We start from the raw sequence: 17,143 nt of genomic DNA on the forward strand, positions 1-17,143 counted from the left end.
ATTCCCTCCCTACCTTCGCGCCATGAAATTTAGTGAAATCATCGCCGTTAGCGGCTTGCCCGGACTATTCACCGTCGTTACCGAACGCAAAGGCGGCATTATCGTAGAAGACCTGAGCTCCAAAAAGCGCCGGTTCGCGCCCGCCCGTAAGCATCAATTCGCGCCCCTGGAGAGCATGGCGGTATATACGGAGGACGGAGATGCCGAACCCCTGCGCAAGGTATTCGACCGGATGCAGGAACAGCACGAAGACAATCCCGCGCCGGCCCCCAACGAGAGCCGCGAACGCCTGTTCGACTATCTGGAAGACGTGCTCCCGACCTACGATAAGGACCGGGTACACGCCAGCGACGTCAAACGGCTGTTGAAGTGGTACCACTTTATGCTGGACAATAACCTCTTCGCCGACCTCTCCGAAGAAGAATAGCGCTAGTCGAAACGCGCCAGTTCGTAGCGATCGATCGTGCGCTGCAACTGCGCGGCGAGTCCCGCCTCTGCATTAAACCCGAGCTCTTCGAGTCCCGCCGACCAACGGCGGTAATCCCGCGCATCGAACTGCCGCATGCGACTGAAGGAGCCGCTCGTGACGTAAAGGCTGAAATCCCGGAAGCTGGTCCAGGCCGTCTCGTAGCGGCGCAGGCATTCCCCCGCGGCGCGCCCCGTGGCCCCGTTCCAGTCCGCCGAGCAGCCTAAGCCGAAGTAATTGTTGAGGTCCCGGGTACCGGCGGCATTTCCGGCCCGGCTATATAGTAGTCCGGTCGCCAGAATGACGCTGGCCGGTATGCCGAACTTCTGCTGCTCCGCCTGGGCCACGTGCCCGAATCGCTCAATGAAGGCAGCGACCGGCGCATCTCCCCCCCGCACGAGGTGGTCGAAGCGAGTGGTCTCTTCGGAACCCCCGAATATGTTGAAGCGGGAGAAGAACCCACCCCCGCCGCCGGATTCGGATGCTTCCCCACGATCCTCCGTGTAGAGCAGAGTCTCGTCCCCCGCAACCTCGGTGGCGGGAGGGGCCGGCGGAAGGACGGGAAGCGACTCCGAAGCGGGGTGCCCAAGCCGGACGTTGAAGTTGACCTGCTTCTGGGAGAGCAGAACGAGGGCGCAGCCGATCAGGCCGACGCGCAGCCAGTGCCTGCCGACGAAGGCCGCCAGGCGAGTAAGTAAACGATTCATTTTTTGCAACCTTTAAAGAGGACGAAATACGATCGGTCCTGAGTGTAACCCCCGGTATGCCGCGGCAACCGTGTACGGCAAAGTTAGGCCATTTCAACTAATCAAACAAATTGTTTGATTAGTTTTTTTCCGGGTACGCGGTTTCGGTTACCAGCTGCTCTTCCGGATCGATGCTGAGGAAACCGCGCGGCCCGGCGACGATTTTCGGGCGGGTCCGGAGCTCGGCGGGTAGCACTCCCAGGGTCGTGATTCCTTCCCGTGCCGGGGTAAACCGCCAGCCGGTACCGTCGTCACGCACTCCCAGGAGGAGGGGCGGGTTCCACGATAGGCGGGACCCTTCGGGTACGCTCACCCAGCGCTGGAATTTTCCGTAGTTGGTAAAGACGGCCAGTCGCGAGCTATCCGGATAGTACAGCATCACGGAATTTCGGTCGACGTAGATGGCCGCCGGTTCGCCTTCCTCGCCCAACTGCAGGCGCAAATTGTTGGTTTGCTGGTCGACTTCCCCCCGCTCGTCGAGGCGCAGCAGGCGGTAATTCCAGTTATCGAAGACCCACATGCCATTATCGTAGCTGCGGGCGATGGCACCCGGTTGTCGGATGGCGGAATGGGCGAACAAATCGATGCGATCGAGCTCGCTCAGCGTCCGGTCCAGGATCAGTACGGTGCCGTACGCCCGGTAGTACACCAGGATTTGGAAAGGATTGGCCACGTCGATCAGGTCGGGGCTTCCCAGGCTACTGTCGTAGAAGCTGTAGGTGTTGGCTCCGAGGCGGTTGCCGGTGACGAGTCGGTCGTCGGTGAGCAGGTAATAGGGTTTACCTACGGGGTCCAGAAAAAAGTCCGCGATGCCCACCGCCGTCTGCGAACGACTTACCGCGCAACCCGCCACCATCACTGCCATCAACATTATCGCACGAACCGTCATACCGTTTAAACGTCGGGAACGCCGCTTTGGTCCACCGGACCCGCATTGCTTCCCCGGACTTACCTTGCACCCGCGTTCCCGCCCCATGATGCAACTCCTTCCCATACTCCTCCTTTTGGCGCTGCCGCAGGTGCTGTGTTCTCAGCAAGACAGCAGCGATTTCCGGCGGTTACAGATCGGCCTGGTCGGCGGGGAGTGGCGACATTTCGTGGACTTTACGCCTACGGTGGATGTACTGACCCTTACCGGTCGCAGTTACGGAGTCGCCGTTCGCTACTTCGATAAGCAGCTGGTCGGCTTCCAGGCCGAACTCACCCACGCCGGCTCCGGATGGCGGGAAAATTACGGCGACGGGGTGTACGAGCGCCGGATCGACTACGCCGAACTGCAACTGCTCACCCAGTTCAGTGTCGGACGGGGCGTCGTGCAACCCATGCTGCAGCTCGGCCCCTACCTGTCCGTTCCCCTTACGGACACCGAGGTGCTGCCCGCGGGCTTCGATCCCGATCTGGAACCCGACAATACGTACCGGGGTCGGGAGCTGCCCTTCCGCCTCAACTACGGCCTGCGGGCCGGCCTGGGCTTCAATATCGAAGCCGGTCCCCTCACGCTCCAGGCCGACGGGCGTATCCTGCAGGGGTTCAGCAATCTACTTAAGCCGGGGGAAAGTCAGGTCGCGACCAGCATCCGCCAGGGCTACGGGGCGCACGTGGCCCTGTTTTACGCCATCCGCTGAGCGAACCGGCGGGGGTGGTGCCGACTTATAACCAACACAACCAACCATCCGCCCATGCCGATCATTCAGGACAATCCCTACGAAAGCCTCTCTTACGCCATTGAAGACCTCAAGGCTAAGGGGTACACCTACGACTTCAACCAGAAGGAAGCCCACCTCCGGTGCAACCAGAACGAGAAGGACTACCGGCCGGAGGATTTCACCATCACCCACACCTACCGCTTCGAGGGTATGAGCAACCCGGACGATAACTCCGTCCTCTACGGTATCGAAGCCGCCGACGGCACCAAGGGCCTCCTCGTCGATGCCTACGGCGTGTACGCCGACAGCCTCTCGGAAGATATGATCGAAAAGTTCCGCGTGGAGTATGAGGATCCGGATGAAGTGTAGTGTGGTAGTATAGTACAGTGGTAGTGTAGTACTGTAGTACGTGCGGGATTCTTCGCCATCAAAAGTTACGTCCCTGTCTCCGGGCGAGATTACCAGCTAATTCCGCGAGCCAAGCGAGCGACCATCAGCGAAGGCAGTGAGCGTTACCATTCCGCGAGCCCGAGCGAGCGACCATCAGCGAACGCAGTGAGCGATACTACCAGCGAGCCCAAGCGAGCGGGACTACCAGCGAACGCAGTGAGCGATACTACCAGCGAACGCAGTGAGCGATACTACCAGCGAACGCAGTGAGCGGACTACCAGCGAGCCCAAGCGAGCGACCACCAGCGAACACAGTGAGCGAAACTAACCCACCCCCATGACCCTCTTCTGGCACCGCCGCGACCTCCGTATCTCCGATAATGCCGGACTTTACCGGGCACTGAAGGCGGGCGACCCGGTACAGCCCATCTTCATCTTCGACCGCAATATTCTGGACAAGCTCCCGAATAAGGCCGACGTGCGGGTAGAGTTTATCCAGCGGAGCGTCGCGGAACTGGCGCAAGCCTACCGGGCGTACGGCAGCGATCTGCGGGCGTATTACGGCAAACCGGTGGAGATTTTTCGGCAATTGCGGGACGAACTCCGGCCGACCGCCGTGTACACCAACCGCGACTACGAGCCCTACGCCATTGCCCGTGACCTGGCCGTCAAGGAGCTGCTCGACGAGCACGACATCCCCTTTCGTCACTTTAAGGATCACGTAATCTTCGAGAGCGACGAGGTGCAGAAGAAGGCCGGTGGCGCCTATACCGTTTATTCTCCCTACATGCGGCGGTGGCGAGCTACCCTGGAGACCCGGATGTCCCGGCACGAAAACGAGCCCGTCAGCTTTTACCTGAAGCCCTACCCCACCGAAAAGTACGCCGCAAACCTGCTGCAAGAGCCGTCTCCCCACCCCGTTCCCACGCTGGCGGAGATGGGTTTCGAGCCGACCGCCATCGAGATCCCTCCACGCGAAGCTCCCGAGGAGGTGATCGAACACTACGATAAGACGCGGGACTTCCCCGGCACGGAAGGCACCAGCCGGATCAGTCACCATCTGCGCCACGGTACGGTAAGCATCCGGGCGAAGGTGCGCCGGGCGATGAAGCTGAACGACACCTTCGTCAAGGAGTTGATCTGGCGGGACTTCTATTCCAACATCCTGCAGGAGTTTCCGTGGGTGGTCGATCGAAGTTACCGGTCGGAGTACGACAACATCCCCTGGATCAACGACGAGGAACAATTTGCCGCCTGGTGCGAGGGGCGTACGGGCGTACCCATCGTAGACGCGGGTATGCGACAACTCAACGCCATCGGCTGGATGCACAACCGTGTACGGATGATCACGGCCAGCTACCTGACCAAGCATCTGCTCATCGACTGGCGCTGGGGCGAAGGGTACTTTGCCGACAAATTGCTCGATTATGAGTTGGCTAGTAACAACGGCGGCTGGCAGTGGGCGGCCGGCAGCGGGGTCGATGCCCAGCCCTATTTCCGAATATTCAACTACGAGAGTCAACAGCGCAAATTCGACAAGGATTACCGCTACGTAAAGCGTTGGGTGCCGGAATACGGGACCGAAAATTACCCCGCGCGGCCCATCGTCGAGCACAAGTTCGGACGGGAACGAGCGTTACGCGTGTACAAAGAGGCCCTCCGGGAAGCCCGAAATGCCTGATTTCTGCCCAAATGTGGTGTGCATGGGGTTGACGGGCGGCGGTCGATCGAACTATTTTTGTTTTTTTAACTACCCGCGCCAATGAAGTTTTTTTTAACCGCCACCCTACTGGCGATTACGTTTTTCGTGCCCTTCAGCGGCTACGGGCAAAAACGACTCAACCTCTTTACCGAATGTGATTGCAATAAGACACTCCTCAAACAGGAGCTCAACTACGTCAATCACACCATCGACCCGGTCAACGCTCAGGTCAATCTCTTCATCGTTACCAACTATCTCAGCAACGGCGGCCGCGTATACGACCTCCAGTTCAAGGGCCAACAGGAACTGGCGGGCAACAGCCTCAGCTTCAAGGTTTCCACGACCGTGGTCATGACGAACCTGGAGCGCGACGAATACCTCAACAAACGGATCGAACTCGGCCTGGCCGGTTTCCTGGCCGGCACCGACTACGCCGATCTGGTGGACCTCACCGCCCAGGCACCCCCCGAACCCGAGGAACAGGCCTTTGAGGACCGGGAAGCGCCCCCCGACCGGTGGAACAGCTGGATCTTCGAAACCAGTGCCAGCTTCAGCGCCAACCAGGAAAGTCAGCGCAGCAAGACGCAGATTCGCCTCGGCTTCGAAGCCGACCGTACCACTCCCGACTGGCGCATCCGGTTCAGCCCCAATTTCTTCTACCGGATCGAAAAGATCCAGCAACAGCAGGGGGAGCCCATTACCTCCGTGCGCCGCGATCAGTGGTTCAGCGGAAAGGTGGTCAAGAGCATCGGTAACCACTGGTCGGTCGGCGTGCTGGGCAACGCCAATTCGTCGACCTACAACAACATCGACCTGGGCATCTTCATCGCGCCCGCCGTGGAGTACAACATCTTCGATTACAATCAGGTCCCCTTCAAGGAATTCACGGTCGCTTACCGCCTGGGCTGGGTGAGAAATACCTACACCGACACCACGGTATTCTTCCAGACCCAGGAGAGCCTGGCCCGCCAGAGCCTTGACATCGACCTGCGACTGCGGCAGCGCTGGGGACAGGTGTTCGCCGGCATCTCCGCTGGAAACTACATGGACGATTTCAATAAGAACCGCCTATCTCTGGACATGCGCGCCGACGTACGGTTGATTAAGGGGCTTTCCTTTAATGTCGGGGGGAGCTACGAAATCATCAACGACCAGATCAGTCTGCCCGCCGGAGAGATTACGGACGCCGAACGGCTACTCGGCCTGTCGCAGCTGGCCACCAGTTTCAGCGCGAACGTGAGTTTCGGCTTCAGTTATACGTTCGGGTCCCTGTACAATAACGTCATCAACACCCGATTATAAAGCTCAGTCGAATTGGACGGCTCCTGCGTATTCCCGCCGAAACAGATCGTACTGCTTGCGGGAGGCCACGAACCGCATCCGTCGGCCGAAGGTGCCCGCGCCGCGCAGCTCCACGGTACACACCTTCAGGAGCAGCCACCGGGTTTCGGAGAAACCGGCCACGTCCTGCCGGAGGTCGTAGCGGGCGGTCTTGAAGTAATTGCTGACATAGATCGCCTCGCCGTCCGTTTCCACCCGCTTCAGCGGCCAGCACAGCAGCCAGAAAACCGCCAGCCCGGTCAGGAGTACGAACAAAATAGCCCACCGCAGCGATTGGAGCGGGACCCCGCCGAAGTAGTGTTCCGGCGCGAACCAGATTACCAGGGTGGCCCCGATCATGACGGTCGTCCAGAATACCGGTAAAAACAGTTTTAGAAAGAGCGTCAAATTGGAAGAAAGTCTCAGCAAACCTGGTAATTTTTAACGACAAAAGCGCGGTCCCCTATTCCCTCACCTGCTTACTCCCGGCCCCCTTCCGGTAGTAGTACGCCAGTAACAACACCACCCCGACGGTAATGGATACGTCGGCCACGTTAAAAATGGGCCGAAAGAACAGAAAGGGATTGCCGCCGATCAGGGGAAACCACTGCGGATAGACGCCGTACACCAGGGGGAAGTAAAACATATCCACCACCCGGCCGAAGAAGAGGGACTCGTACCCACCCCCCGCCGGGAGAAATTCGGCGACCGGCCCGTGGGGAGTAGACTGGGAGAACAGGACCCCGTAGAATACGCTGTCGATGATGTTGCCCAGCGCACCGGCCTCGATGAAGGCGAAGGCCGCCACCAGTAGTCGGGATGCCCGCTGACGCAGGAGTTCCGCGAGATAGTAGGCCAGTAGCACTACGGCAACGATGCGAAACAGGCTGAGTACGAGCTTACCCACGCGCCCGCCGAAGCTCAGCCCGAAGGCCATACCGTTGTTCTCGACGAAGTGAATGAGCGCCCGGTCGGCCCCCAGGATACCGAACTCCTCCCCGTAGTGCATGTGCGTCTTCACCCAGAACTTCAGCGCCTGGTCGAGCAGCAGGACGGTAAAGAGGATCAGGAAAAGGGTAAGCTTACGCGTCATGCGGGGGAAGGGTGGAAACGATGCCCGGAAACAAAACAACCTCCACGCCGGAGGCGAAGAGGTTGGCAATGTACATAATCGACTTTGTTCGGGGGCAGGCGCGGCGCGCTACCGGTTCTGCTTGGCGTGAATGCTCAGGGTAGTGTGGGGGACGATGCGCAGCCGCTCGGCGCTGATCAGTTCACCCGTGGCCCGGCAGATGCCGTATACCTTGTTCTCGATGCGCAGCAGGGCATTTTCCAGGTGCTGAATGAGTTGCTGCTGACGACTGGCCAGGCGGTGGGTTTCTTCGTTGACCATCGTGCCTACGCCATCGTCGAGGCCCCGCAACTTTCCGTCTTCGCTGTTGGTCTGCTCGCTGAGCTGATCCAGGTAAAACTGCAGTTGACGACGGGCCTCACTCAGTTTGGCGTCAATGATGACCTTGAACTCGGCAAGTTCAGCATCGCTGTACCGGGTTTGGGGGAGTTGTTGTGTATGCATGGTGTTGTCAGGTTATAATCTCATTCGCATTACGCGCACAAATATACCGTGATTACGCAAGACGTGGTATATCTTCTCCCAATTTAACGTATTGCGAATAAAACACGGAATTATAGCCCGTCAGCACCCATTAGTTTTGCCGAACTCCATACATTATTGGGCCACTGTCCGCAACTTCCTTCCCCGAAAGCGGCATAGCCCCTCCCCCTAAACTCCTTTTGCCCCATGACCCCTCGCCGGCTCGAATCCGTAACCACCGTCCCCCGTTCATTAGCGGAAACCTGGGACTTCTTCTCCCGCCCCGAAAATCTGGAGAAACTTACCCCACCCGAAGTGAAATTCGAGATCGTTTCCCCCGTCGCGGGCCGCGAAATGTACGAGGGGATGATCGTGCAGTATCGCGTCACCCCCTTCCCGGGCTTTACCGCCGACTGGGTAACGGAGATCACCCATATTCGGCACCACGAGCACTTCATCGACGACCAGCGGGTGGGCCCCTTCGCGCTCTGGCACCATCAGCATCACTTTCGCGCCGTAACCGCCGGCGAGACCGAGATGCGCGACATTCTACACTACCAGGCTCCCCTGCGCTTCCTCGGCACGATCGCCGATAAGTTATTCGTCCACCGGCAGGTAAAGAAGATCTTCAGTGAGCGGGAGAAGGCCATCCGGCAACTGTTTCCGGCGTAAATTTTAAATTTGAAATTGCCAATTTTACATTTCAAATTTCTACTCCACGTACTCCTGCCGCTTGATTAAAAACACCCAATCCCCCTCCTCCACGCGGTAGCCGTAGTCGTAGCAGAAGTGGTACAGCTTACCGTTCCGCGTGGTGTATTCGTTGGTGAAATACCGGAACTTGAAGCCGCGGTCGATCATGCGTTCGCGGCGCACATTGGCCTTACCGTCGGGGTTGAGTTGGGCCAGCACGTTGCGGTTGTGGCGCAGAATATTGTTGATGGAGCGCTGAAAGCCCTGCTCCTCCGCTTTCTCGCGGTTGTGGTGCGCCGAGCGACAGGGCGCGGAGCAGTACTTCTTGTCGGAGCGGCCCGTGTACTCCTCCCCGCATTCGGGACAAATCCGTTTCATGCCGGTAAATTAATAAAACCGGCATCGTTTATTAGTAAGTAGTTCCCCCCCGTATCGTGCAGCAGGGGGGCGGGGAACGCGGGAGCAAAGGTAGTTTCGTAATACGTCCGCGCGGCATTCCGATCCGGAATACTGGAGGCCAGCCGATTATATACCAGGGCGCCGCCCGGTAGCAGACTTTCCTGGCATAGCTCGATAAAGCCCTTCCCGTCGAGATGCGCCGGTACGTGAGCGTTCTGAAATACGTCGACGCAGATGAGGTCGAACCGCCGATCGTCCATCTGAAGGAAGGTGAGCGCATCCGTTTCCACTACTTCGACGGGCGATGCGAGCGCGGGCAGACTGTACCGGCTCGCCAGGTCGATAATGGCCGCGTCGATCTCCACGGCCACGTAGGAATACTCCAGGCCGATATGCTTTTCCAGCAGTTCGGGGATGCTGCCGAGCCCGAGTCCGAGCACGAGCACCGAGGCCCTCTCCGGCAGCCGCTCAAAGTCAAAGACTTCGAACAGCTTACGAAAATTGAGGTAGTAATCGCCGAAGCTGTAGATCGCGTCTTCGGCTACCAGCTGCAGGCGCCCGTGCACCAGACAGACCTCCAGGTAAGCGTTGTACTCCGAAGCGGTTGTTTCCAGTCGTTGTTCCCAGAGGTAGCTGAGCCAGTAGCGCAGGCGGGAAATGTGGGCGGGTTTACTCATTCGGCCCCCAAAATACGGCGGCCCCACCCGTCCATTTTCCATTCCGCTAACTCAACCCGTAATACCTTGCGGCGTTATCCCTTGAGATTTAATCCACCCAAAGTAATTCCCAGCATGAGCATCGTCGAAATGAAAGTACCCGTTATCGGGGAATCGGTAACCGAAGTCACCCTCTCCGAATGGCTGAAGGGCGACGGCGATTACGTCGAACTCGACGAGCCCATCTGTGAATTCGAATCGGATAAGGCCACGCTGGAATTCCCGGCCGAAGCCTCCGGCAAACTGATCTACGTCGCCGGAGAGGGAGACGACCTCAAGATCGGAGCCCTGGTGGCCAAGATCGATACCTCGGCCGCCGGAGAAGGCGGGGGCAGCCCGGCGCAGTCCGAAAAGTCCGCGGCAGATACCCCGGCCGCGCCCGCCCCGGCCGCTCAGTCACAACCGCAGCCGCAGTCGTCGGAATCTTACGCCACCGGCACTCCGAGCCCGGCCGCCGGCAAAATTCTACGCGAAGGAAACGTCGATCCCAAAACGGTGAACGGTACGGGCCGCGACGGACGCATCACGAAAGCCGATGCGGTATCCGCCGCCGCCGCCGAGGGTGACCGTAAACCCGCTCCCGCCGCGGAAAGCAAATCGGGCGGTAAGCAGCAGGCGCCCGCGCCCGCCGCGCCCCAGGAAGCCTTCAGCCGTAACGTACGGACGGAAAAGATGAGCCGGATGCGGCGCACCATCGCCAGCCGCCTGGTGAGCGCCAAGAACGAAACGGCCATGCTCACCACCTTTAACGAGGTTGACCTGAGTGCCGTCATGGAACTCCGGCAAAAGGTGCAGGACAAGTTCGTAAAGAAGCACGGCGTGAAGCTGGGTTTCATGTCCATCTTCGCCAAGGCCTGTGCCCAGGTGCTTATGGAGATGCCCGACGTGAATGCGCACATCGGCGACGACGAGAAGGAACTGACCTACCACGACTACGTGGACATCAGTTTCGCGGTTTCCACGCCCACCGGGCTCGTCGTCCCCCCCATCCACAACATCGAGTCGCTGCACTTTGCCGACATCGAGAAGAAGCTGAAGGAGCTTGCCGCCAAGGCCCGCGACAATAAGTTGAGCATCGAGGAAATGACGGGCGGCACCTTCACCATCACCAACGGTGGTGTATTCGGCAGTATGATGAGTACCCCCATCATCAATAAGCCCCAGTCGGCCATTCTCGGCATGCACAACATCATCGAGCGCCCCATTGCCGTCGACGGACAAGTCGTCATTCGGCCCATGATGTACATCGCCCTCAGTTACGATCACCGCGTTATTGACGGCAGCAGCTCGGTTACCTTCCTGGTCAAGGTTAAGGAACTGCTCGAGGACCCCACCCTCCTCCTGCTCGGCCTTTAGGATTAATTGCAGACTCAGGGACCGGGGATACGGAGACTAATAAATCTCGATATCCCCGTAGCTCGTACTTATCCGGATGGTCCCCTTACCCTTGCCGGCCTTAGTGCCCTTCACGTACTCCCGGCCGCTATCGCTGCCGATGTTCCGGGACGATAGACCCGCGGTCGGAGCGTCGATGTCACCGTACTTGGCGTCCAGATCCAGGGAATATCCCGCGTCGTCGGCGACGTTGATCTGCACGTCGGTGTAGGCGGCCCGGATAACTACCCGCTCGAACCCGGCGGTGAGCTGATCGACGTCGATGTCGCCGTAGTTGCAGCTGGCCTCCAGGACCTGCGTTACGGTGCCGAAGTTGAAGTCGGAGTAGTTGCCGTCCACGAATACGCGATTAGCGCGCTCGATGGATAGGTCATTGTAGTTCCCGTCGAAGTACACGTCGGTGGCGGATTCCACCTCGATTTCCTCGTACCCGACATCCAGGCGAAGCTCGCCCATTTTGCCGAACCGGACGTCGCTGTAGCGACCGTCGTAGCGCAGGTCTCCTCCGTTGCGGACCCAGCCCTCGCTGTACCGCATCTTTACGGAGCTTCCGTTGCCGACCTGTTCCAGACGTGCCGAGCCGTAGCTGACGGAGACCGTGCTCCGGTTGGTCAGGCGGTCGGCGACCAGGTCACCGTAAGCGACGTCGAGGAGTACTTCGCCGTTCAGGTTCGGCAGGGCTACGTCGCAGTATTTGGCCTCCACGTTCAGGTTCACGCTTTCCGGCATGCTGACGGTGTAGAATATTTTGAAGTCTTCCGTGTTGCTGCCCCCGCCGAAGAAATAGTCGAACCAGTTGCCGCTTTTTCCTCCGGAGTTTATGGAGGTGACGGCGGATACGGTATTGTTCCCGCCGGTCAGGCGGATATCGATGCGGGAGAGTACTTTCTGGAAGTCGGATTCATTGCGGGCCGTGACCCGAATGAGTACGTCGACCTTCACCCGGGCTTGGTTCCAGGTCACGACTTTGATCTCGCCGTAGCGGTTATTCAGTTCTACGCGGCCGTCGTTTCTGATGGGGAAGGTTTCGGAAATTCGCTTTTCGAAGTCACCGGCGGTCCGGCCGGCCCAGCCCGGCAGGGAGAGCAGCAGGAACAGCAGGAGCAGGACGAGAGTAGGTTTAGCTTTCATTAGTCGAAGGAGTTGTCCGGGGCAATTGACCGCCGGGGACGGTGGGGTTTGGGAAGTGTTGTTGAATGCGCAGCAGAATGTCCAATTTGGTCCGGTACGTTTCGATGAGTTTATTCACCAAAACGGGGCGCTGGCTGACGGGTACTTCGAGCAGTTCGGCCCGAATTTGTGCGGTTGCTTCGTCGAGCAGCTCCAGATCCTGGCGCAGCTGCGGGTCGTGGTTCACCTGGCTGACCTTCGTGAACTCGTTGGAAATACGCTGGCGGTAGAACCGCTCGGCCTCGGCCAGTTCGGGATTCATTTTCTCCAGTTGCAGGGCGATGCGTTCGTCCTGCCCGGCCTGGTAGCCGGCGCGGTTGCCGAAATTGTAGGCGAAAAACATCAGCAGTAAGCAGGCCGCGATGGCACTGAGGTAGCGGATGACGCGCAGCCCGCCGCCGGTCACCGCGACCAGTTTCCGTGGCCGTACCGCGGTGCCCGTAGTTGAGCGGGAGTCGGAGGCGATCCGTTCGAACAGTTGAGGCGGCGGCGTAGCGTTGTCGAAGGCGTCCCGGTGAGTGGCCACGAACCCTTCGAGGGGATCGATGGCGCCGTCACCCTCGCTGATAGAGGCGGCAATCCGGTCCCAGAGGCCGCTCGGTGGATGATCTCCGTCGAACTCCTCCCGGTGGTCCTGGATGAAGTCTTTTAGCTTATCGTTTTGCATGACGGTTTAATTAGCGGTTAGCAGTTGCGCCAGGCGCTTACGCGCCCGACTGTACTGAGACTTCGAGGTTCCGGGGCTGATGCCCATGATCTGGGCGATCTCCTCGTGGTCGTACCCCTCAAAAAGGTAGAGGGTAAGGACGACCCGGTACCCCTCGCTCAGTCGCATGACCCCCTCCCGAATACGCTCGACGGTATAGTTGACCTCCTCACAGGAGGGAGGGTCTTCTACGGCCGCCGCTTCGTGACGAACGGGGTCGAAATCCGTAGTGAGGAGCCGCCGCTTCTTGAGGTGATCGATGCAGCGGTTCACTACGATCCGTTTAATCCAGGCGCTGATCGACGCTTCGAAGTTGAACGTGTGGATCTTGGCGAAGATCTGTACGAAGGCAACCTGAAGCACGTCCTCGGCGTCGTGGGTATGCCGCAGCATTCTGAGGCAAAGGTTGTACATGGGTTTGGCGTAGTGTCCATAGAGCTGCCGCTGGGCGTTGCGGTCCCTACGTTGACATCCGAGAACGAGGTCGCGGTGGGTATCGCGGTAATCGGCGGCGGTCGGCATGGTTGGTAGCGTTGGATGAAATCCCACGGGGGTTGGTCTGCTTGATGTGTACCTGAAGGACGAGCCGGGAACCGGGAGGTTGCAGGCGATGCTAAGTCTAACGAAATATTTAAAAAGAATTCTCCGGAATGTGACCGGGGCGGTCTAATCGCGTCCGTTGGTTAGCCGCTCCCCCGCCGTGTTGTAACGATTCGGTCAAAATCAATGGGGTTTGCGACGCTTTGTCGGTTCGTGTCATGCAGGTGGTTAAACGCCTTCGAAGCGGTGGTAAAACGAACAATTGTTAATTATATCGACATATCACCAATAGAAATAACTACCTCAAAATCCAATATTTATGCGTAACTATCTACTCTCATTACTGACGCTTCTCGCCATCGGGCAGGTCTCCGGCCAGGTGCGGGGCGTGAGCTATACCATTGCTCCGTCCGTCAGTTATAACTGGTTCGGTGGCGACTCCGGCCTCGACGATGCATTTATGTTTGGCGGGCGACTCGGATTCGGATTCGGGGAATACGTAGAGCTGCGGGCTACTTACCTGCAGACCATTGATCAACAGACGAATATTGCCGGCCTGGACATCAACGTAGACTCCACTTTCGCCAATCGGGGCGTCGACCTGAGCCGTTACGGTGCCGAGCTAAAACTGAACGTCGGGCGCGGCACCCTCCTGCCCTACCTCCTTCTCGGCGGCGGCATTCAGGATACGGAGCGCGAAGGGCTCGACAAGGCCGAGAATATCTTCGGAACCGCCGGCTTCGGACTAACCCTCAGCGCCGCGGATCGCTACACCTTCGGCGTCGAGGGCAAGTACATCACCTATTCCGGCAACACGGTCCGTAACCTCTTCAGCGACATCGATGAAGTGGTCAACAACCAGAACTTTGACAACTTCGATACCGAAAACATCGGCACCTTCGCCGTAGCCGCCAACCTGCAGTTCTACCTCGGCGGCCGCCGGCCCGGTCAGCTCAGTGAGATCGACCAGAAGTACCTCGAGAATTTCCAGGGTGGTATCAGCGGACTTTCCCTACCCATCGAACTCGGCGGTGCCCGGGTGAACTGGGACGAATCTCTTCCCTACCGCGACGCCTACTTCGCGGGAGGAACCGCCGGTTTCGCCTTCGGCCCCCTCATCAGCCTGCGTGGTTTCTACTACCGCGGCATGACGGACGACGAACTCAACTTCGACTTTGACGATATTGCCCTCTACGGCGCGGATTTCCGCTTCAATCTAAGCCAGGCGAGCTCCGGCATCGTTCCCTACCTGAATATCGGTGGCGGTTACATAGATCTGAGTGATGGTTACAACGACAACGTTATGGAGGCGGAAGACCTCGCTTCGAGCCAGGGATTTGCCTCCGGGGGCGGTGGAATTTACCTGAAGTTCGGTGAACGCATTAAGCTTAATGGCGGCGTGCGCGCTCTGCTGACCAGCGGGTCTGATCTGGAGGACCTCAACAGCAAGGACCAGATCACGACCAGCACCATGTACAACGCCGGACTCGGATTCGTCCTCGGCGGTAACAACCGGAAGAATCCCGACGTCGTCCGCCAGTCTACTCTCGAAGACCGTCTTGCCGCCCAGCAGCGTGATTTCGAGCGCCGGGCCGACAGCATCCGGACCGCTAACCAACTCGAAATTGCCGAATTGCGCCAGCGGTATCAGGATAGCATCGCCAGCCTCGATCAGGAGCTCATCGATGCACTGGACGCCGGAGACGTGGAAACCGCCGCCGAAATCAAGGCGGAGCGCGAAAACGCCGTAGCCGTGGTCGAGGAACTCGACACCCGTCAGAATCAGCTCGCTACGGAAGGATTGCAGTCGGAGGCCCAGCGTCAACAACGGAACCGTGCGGAAGTAGATGCCGCCCTGGGCCGTCCGGTACAGCCGATCCAGCGGACCGTAACCCCTACGTACAATCAGGACGGTAGCATCATTGTCCTTCAGTCCGCCCAGATCGATAAGCTGATCGATGCGATCGGACAACGCAATGCTCAGCCTCAAGCTCAGTCGAACACTTCCGCCAATCCCCAACTGGATCAAATTAGCCGCCGCATCGAACGGCTGGAAGACATGCTGTTCCAGATGAACAACTCTCCACGGAACGTTCAGCGCGAGATTTACCGCATCGAAGAAGGCGGTCCCCGTAGTGATGAGGATCGTATTCGTAACATGGAGCAGCGCCTGGACCGGGTACGCGAACGCGGCACCCGCGGTCAGGATGACCAAGACGTGATCATCGAGCGTGAGTACGATTCCCGCAATGGAGCCGCCGCTACGCGCCGTGACAGCAGCGGTCAGTCCGTTATCACCCAGCGCCGGATCGAGGACCTGGAGCGTCAGCTGCGCGAAAGCCGCGAAAACCGCCCCACCACGAGCGAGCGCATCGAGTACAGCGGCGACAGCGAGGAGCGTATCCGCCAACTGGAGCAACGCATGATGGAGCGCATCGATAACATCCGCAACAATTCCAACGACACCGAAAACCAGGAACTGCGCAACGAGATGATGCGCGACATGACGGACTACCAAAGCGAGATGATGCAGGAGATCCGTAGCCTGCAGCGCGACCTGGATAAGGCCAACCGCGAACTGGCCCGCCGGGAAGCCGAGCAGGACGCCATCGACGAGCGCATTGACCTGGAACGCGATCGTCTCCGCCAGGAACGCCGGGCCGCCCGCCGCGAAGCCGCAACCTACACGGCTATTGACTCCGCCGGGAACAAAGTTGTCGTACCGGGTACTCGTACCCTCGAGGACATTACCGTCAACACCGGTGGGGTGTACCTCGCGGATGAAAACGCGGAGGGTTTCTTCTCCAATTTCACCTACACGGGCATGTCGGGTACCGCCGGTTTCAACTTCGGTGACGCGACCGGCCTCGGTCTAGGTCTGCGCTGGCACTACAAGCTGGGCCCCGCCCAACGGGCCGAATTTATGCCCGAAGCTTATTTCGGAATCGGTAGCCCGACGACCTTCGGCATCTTCGGCAACATCGTCTACCCTATCATCACCGACGAGGCGAAAACGGGTGGTCTGATCCCCTACGCCGGTCTCGGCATCGGCGCTCTCCAGATCAAGGATAACGAGAACAGTGACGAGCTGAACTTCCGCCCGGCCATCAACCTCATTGTCGGTTCTTACCTGCCCGTGGGCGGCGGACGCGTCTTCGTTGATTTCTCTACCCGGAATTTCTTCAGCGTCAACCAACTGACCGGCGGTTACCGCTTTAATTTCTAGGAAGCGCCGAGCGCTTGCTATCAATCCCCCGTCGGCTTCGGTCGGCGGGGGATTTTTTGTAGCGACGTGTAGCGACGGCTTGAGCCGTCCCGCTGATGGCTAGCCGGGCCGGCACGCAGGCACCGTAGCGACGGCTTGAGCCGTCATGCTGATGACTAGCCGGGCCAGCACGCAGGCACTGTAGCGACGGCTTGAGCCGTCCCACTGATGGATAGCCGGGGATGCAGTGCAGGTTTCAACTAACACCCTACTTTCGGTCAGACAGCTTAACGGCTAAAGCCGTCGCTACTCGTTGGGCAGCTCGCCGGCTCATTGAATTGCACATAATAAGGGGCTGCCGTGTTTAGTAGGATGATCTAACTCGATTGGCCTATGCCACGCCTCCAGGTATTTTGCACTCCGGAAGAACTGGCCGCCCTGGTGCGCTGCCGGGA

Annotated in this window: 18 protein-coding genes; 8 read left to right on the plus strand and 10 right to left on the minus strand. The window is 59.0% G+C overall.

Going from position 1 to position 17,143, the window contains the following annotated elements:
• Positions 1-22: 22 nt before the first annotated feature.
• Positions 23-427, plus strand: a complete 405-nt coding sequence (locus NMA52_RS13005) for a DUF5606 domain-containing protein (protein WP_254828118.1) — start codon at positions 23-25, stop codon at positions 425-427.
• A gap of 2 nt (positions 428-429) precedes the next feature.
• Here the strand turns inward: NMA52_RS13005 and NMA52_RS13010 are convergent, their stop codons facing one another.
• Positions 430-1,173, minus strand: coding sequence for a glucosaminidase domain-containing protein (locus tag NMA52_RS13010; protein WP_254828119.1), 744 nt, complete (start codon positions 1,171-1,173; stop codon positions 430-432).
• A gap of 118 nt (positions 1,174-1,291) precedes the next feature.
• Positions 1,292-2,077: a hypothetical protein gene (locus NMA52_RS13015; protein WP_254828120.1), complete on the minus strand. Its 786-nt coding sequence runs from the start codon at positions 2,075-2,077 to the stop codon at positions 1,292-1,294.
• 109 nt (positions 2,078-2,186) lie between these two features.
• Between NMA52_RS13015 and NMA52_RS13020 the strand changes: the two genes are divergently transcribed.
• The 4 genes from NMA52_RS13020 (at position 2,187) to NMA52_RS13035 (ending at position 6,252) form a co-directional block, all read left to right on the plus strand.
• Positions 2,187-2,837, plus strand: a complete 651-nt coding sequence (locus NMA52_RS13020; RefSeq protein ID WP_254828121.1) for an outer membrane beta-barrel protein — start codon at positions 2,187-2,189, stop codon at positions 2,835-2,837.
• A 54-nt stretch (positions 2,838-2,891) separates the two neighbouring features.
• Positions 2,892-3,227, plus strand: coding sequence for a phosphoribosylpyrophosphate synthetase (locus NMA52_RS13025; protein WP_254828122.1), 336 nt, complete (start codon positions 2,892-2,894; stop codon positions 3,225-3,227).
• Between the two features lie 358 nt (positions 3,228-3,585).
• Positions 3,586-4,929: a deoxyribodipyrimidine photo-lyase gene (locus NMA52_RS13030; RefSeq protein ID WP_254828123.1), complete on the plus strand. Its 1,344-nt coding sequence runs from the start codon at positions 3,586-3,588 to the stop codon at positions 4,927-4,929.
• A gap of 81 nt (positions 4,930-5,010) precedes the next feature.
• Positions 5,011-6,252 carry a hypothetical protein gene (locus NMA52_RS13035; protein WP_254828124.1) on the plus strand — a complete coding sequence of 414 codons (1,242 nt, stop codon included), beginning with the start codon at positions 5,011-5,013 and terminating at the stop codon, positions 6,250-6,252.
• A 3-nt stretch (positions 6,253-6,255) separates the two neighbouring features.
• On the opposite strand, the gene NMA52_RS13040 is transcribed toward NMA52_RS13035, so the two are convergent.
• The 3 genes from NMA52_RS13040 to NMA52_RS13050 form a co-directional block, all read right to left on the minus strand.
• Positions 6,256-6,699, minus strand: a complete 444-nt coding sequence (locus tag NMA52_RS13040; protein WP_254828125.1) for a hypothetical protein — start codon at positions 6,697-6,699, stop codon at positions 6,256-6,258.
• Between the two features lie 34 nt (positions 6,700-6,733).
• Positions 6,734-7,363: a lipoprotein signal peptidase gene (locus NMA52_RS13045; protein WP_254828126.1), complete on the minus strand. Its 630-nt coding sequence runs from the start codon at positions 7,361-7,363 to the stop codon at positions 6,734-6,736.
• 108 nt (positions 7,364-7,471) lie between these two features.
• On the minus strand, positions 7,472-7,846 hold the full coding sequence (locus NMA52_RS13050) for a TraR/DksA C4-type zinc finger protein (RefSeq protein WP_254828127.1): 375 nt from the start codon (positions 7,844-7,846) through the stop codon (positions 7,472-7,474).
• A 225-nt stretch (positions 7,847-8,071) separates the two neighbouring features.
• On the opposite strand from NMA52_RS13050, the gene NMA52_RS13055 reads away from it, so the two are divergent.
• Positions 8,072-8,536 (plus strand): SRPBCC family protein, encoded by a 465-nt coding sequence (locus NMA52_RS13055; RefSeq protein WP_254828128.1) that lies wholly within the window; start codon positions 8,072-8,074, stop codon positions 8,534-8,536.
• A gap of 39 nt (positions 8,537-8,575) precedes the next feature.
• Here NMA52_RS13055 and NMA52_RS13060 read toward each other — a convergent pair whose 3' ends face one another.
• Positions 8,576-8,935 carry a hypothetical protein gene (locus NMA52_RS13060; protein WP_254828129.1) on the minus strand — a complete coding sequence of 120 codons (360 nt, stop codon included), beginning with the start codon at positions 8,933-8,935 and terminating at the stop codon, positions 8,576-8,578.
• The gene (locus NMA52_RS13065; RefSeq protein WP_254828130.1) at positions 8,932-9,633 is read right to left on the minus strand and encodes a spermidine synthase; all 702 of its coding nucleotides are present in this window, start codon (positions 9,631-9,633) and stop codon (positions 8,932-8,934) included. Before NMA52_RS13065 ends, NMA52_RS13060 begins: the two co-directional genes overlap by 4 nt.
• Before the next feature lie 114 nt (positions 9,634-9,747).
• Here NMA52_RS13065 and odhB point away from each other — a divergent pair, with 114 nt between their 5' ends.
• Entirely contained in the window at positions 9,748-11,028 is a 1,281-nt protein-coding gene (gene odhB / locus NMA52_RS13070) for a 2-oxoglutarate dehydrogenase complex dihydrolipoyllysine-residue succinyltransferase (RefSeq protein ID WP_254828131.1), read from the plus strand.
• 36 nt (positions 11,029-11,064) lie between these two features.
• On the opposite strand, the gene NMA52_RS13075 is transcribed toward odhB, so the two are convergent.
• The 3 genes from NMA52_RS13075 to NMA52_RS13085 are packed head-to-tail and all read right to left on the minus strand — an operon-like array spanning position 11,065 to position 13,465.
• Entirely contained in the window at positions 11,065-12,198 is a 1,134-nt protein-coding gene (locus NMA52_RS13075) for a DUF4097 family beta strand repeat-containing protein (RefSeq protein ID WP_254828132.1), read from the minus strand.
• Complete coding sequence (locus tag NMA52_RS13080; protein ID WP_254828133.1) at positions 12,188-12,904, minus strand: hypothetical protein; 717 nt, start codon at positions 12,902-12,904, stop codon at positions 12,188-12,190. The genes NMA52_RS13075 and NMA52_RS13080 overlap by 11 nt, the downstream gene beginning before the upstream one ends.
• Before the next feature lie 6 nt (positions 12,905-12,910).
• Positions 12,911-13,465 (minus strand): RNA polymerase sigma factor, encoded by a 555-nt coding sequence (locus NMA52_RS13085; RefSeq protein ID WP_254828134.1) that lies wholly within the window; start codon positions 13,463-13,465, stop codon positions 12,911-12,913.
• Positions 13,466-13,802: 337 nt separating this feature from the next.
• On the opposite strand from NMA52_RS13085, the gene NMA52_RS13090 reads away from it, so the two are divergent.
• Positions 13,803-16,709, plus strand: coding sequence for a hypothetical protein (locus NMA52_RS13090; protein WP_254828135.1), 2,907 nt, complete (start codon positions 13,803-13,805; stop codon positions 16,707-16,709).
• The last annotated feature ends 434 nt before the right edge of the window (positions 16,710-17,143 follow it).

The organism is Lewinella sp. JB7 (assembly GCF_024297185.1).
Lineage (GTDB): Bacteria > Bacteroidota > Bacteroidia > Chitinophagales > Saprospiraceae > Neolewinella.

Coding starts and splice junctions, on each gene's coding strand:
- NMA52_RS13055 (WP_254828128.1), top strand. CDS start 8,072: ATGACCCCTCGCCGGCTCGAATCCGTAACCACCGTCCCCCGTTCATTA.
- NMA52_RS13080 (WP_254828133.1), bottom strand. CDS start 12,904: ATGCAAAACGATAAGCTAAAAGACTTCATCCAGGACCACCGGGAGGAG.
- NMA52_RS13075 (WP_254828132.1), bottom strand. CDS start 12,198: ATGAAAGCTAAACCTACTCTCGTCCTGCTCCTGCTGTTCCTGCTGCTC.
- NMA52_RS13045 (WP_254828126.1), bottom strand. CDS start 7,363: ATGACGCGTAAGCTTACCCTTTTCCTGATCCTCTTTACCGTCCTGCTG.
- NMA52_RS13010 (WP_254828119.1), bottom strand. CDS start 1,173: ATGAATCGTTTACTTACTCGCCTGGCGGCCTTCGTCGGCAGGCACTGG.
- odhB (WP_254828131.1), top strand. CDS start 9,748: ATGAGCATCGTCGAAATGAAAGTACCCGTTATCGGGGAATCGGTAACC.
- NMA52_RS13015 (WP_254828120.1), bottom strand. CDS start 2,077: ATGGCAGTGATGGTGGCGGGTTGCGCGGTAAGTCGTTCGCAGACGGCG.
- NMA52_RS13030 (WP_254828123.1), top strand. CDS start 3,586: ATGACCCTCTTCTGGCACCGCCGCGACCTCCGTATCTCCGATAATGCC.
- NMA52_RS13090 (WP_254828135.1), top strand. CDS start 13,803: ATGCGTAACTATCTACTCTCATTACTGACGCTTCTCGCCATCGGGCAG.
- NMA52_RS13025 (WP_254828122.1), top strand. CDS start 2,892: ATGCCGATCATTCAGGACAATCCCTACGAAAGCCTCTCTTACGCCATT.
- NMA52_RS13065 (WP_254828130.1), bottom strand. CDS start 9,633: ATGAGTAAACCCGCCCACATTTCCCGCCTGCGCTACTGGCTCAGCTAC.
- NMA52_RS13050 (WP_254828127.1), bottom strand. CDS start 7,846: ATGCATACACAACAACTCCCCCAAACCCGGTACAGCGATGCTGAACTT.
- NMA52_RS13060 (WP_254828129.1), bottom strand. CDS start 8,935: ATGAAACGGATTTGTCCCGAATGCGGGGAGGAGTACACGGGCCGCTCC.
- NMA52_RS13020 (WP_254828121.1), top strand. CDS start 2,187: ATGATGCAACTCCTTCCCATACTCCTCCTTTTGGCGCTGCCGCAGGTG.
- NMA52_RS13035 (WP_254828124.1), top strand. CDS start 5,011: ATGAAGTTTTTTTTAACCGCCACCCTACTGGCGATTACGTTTTTCGTG.
- NMA52_RS13005 (WP_254828118.1), top strand. CDS start 23: ATGAAATTTAGTGAAATCATCGCCGTTAGCGGCTTGCCCGGACTATTC.
- NMA52_RS13085 (WP_254828134.1), bottom strand. CDS start 13,465: ATGCCGACCGCCGCCGATTACCGCGATACCCACCGCGACCTCGTTCTC.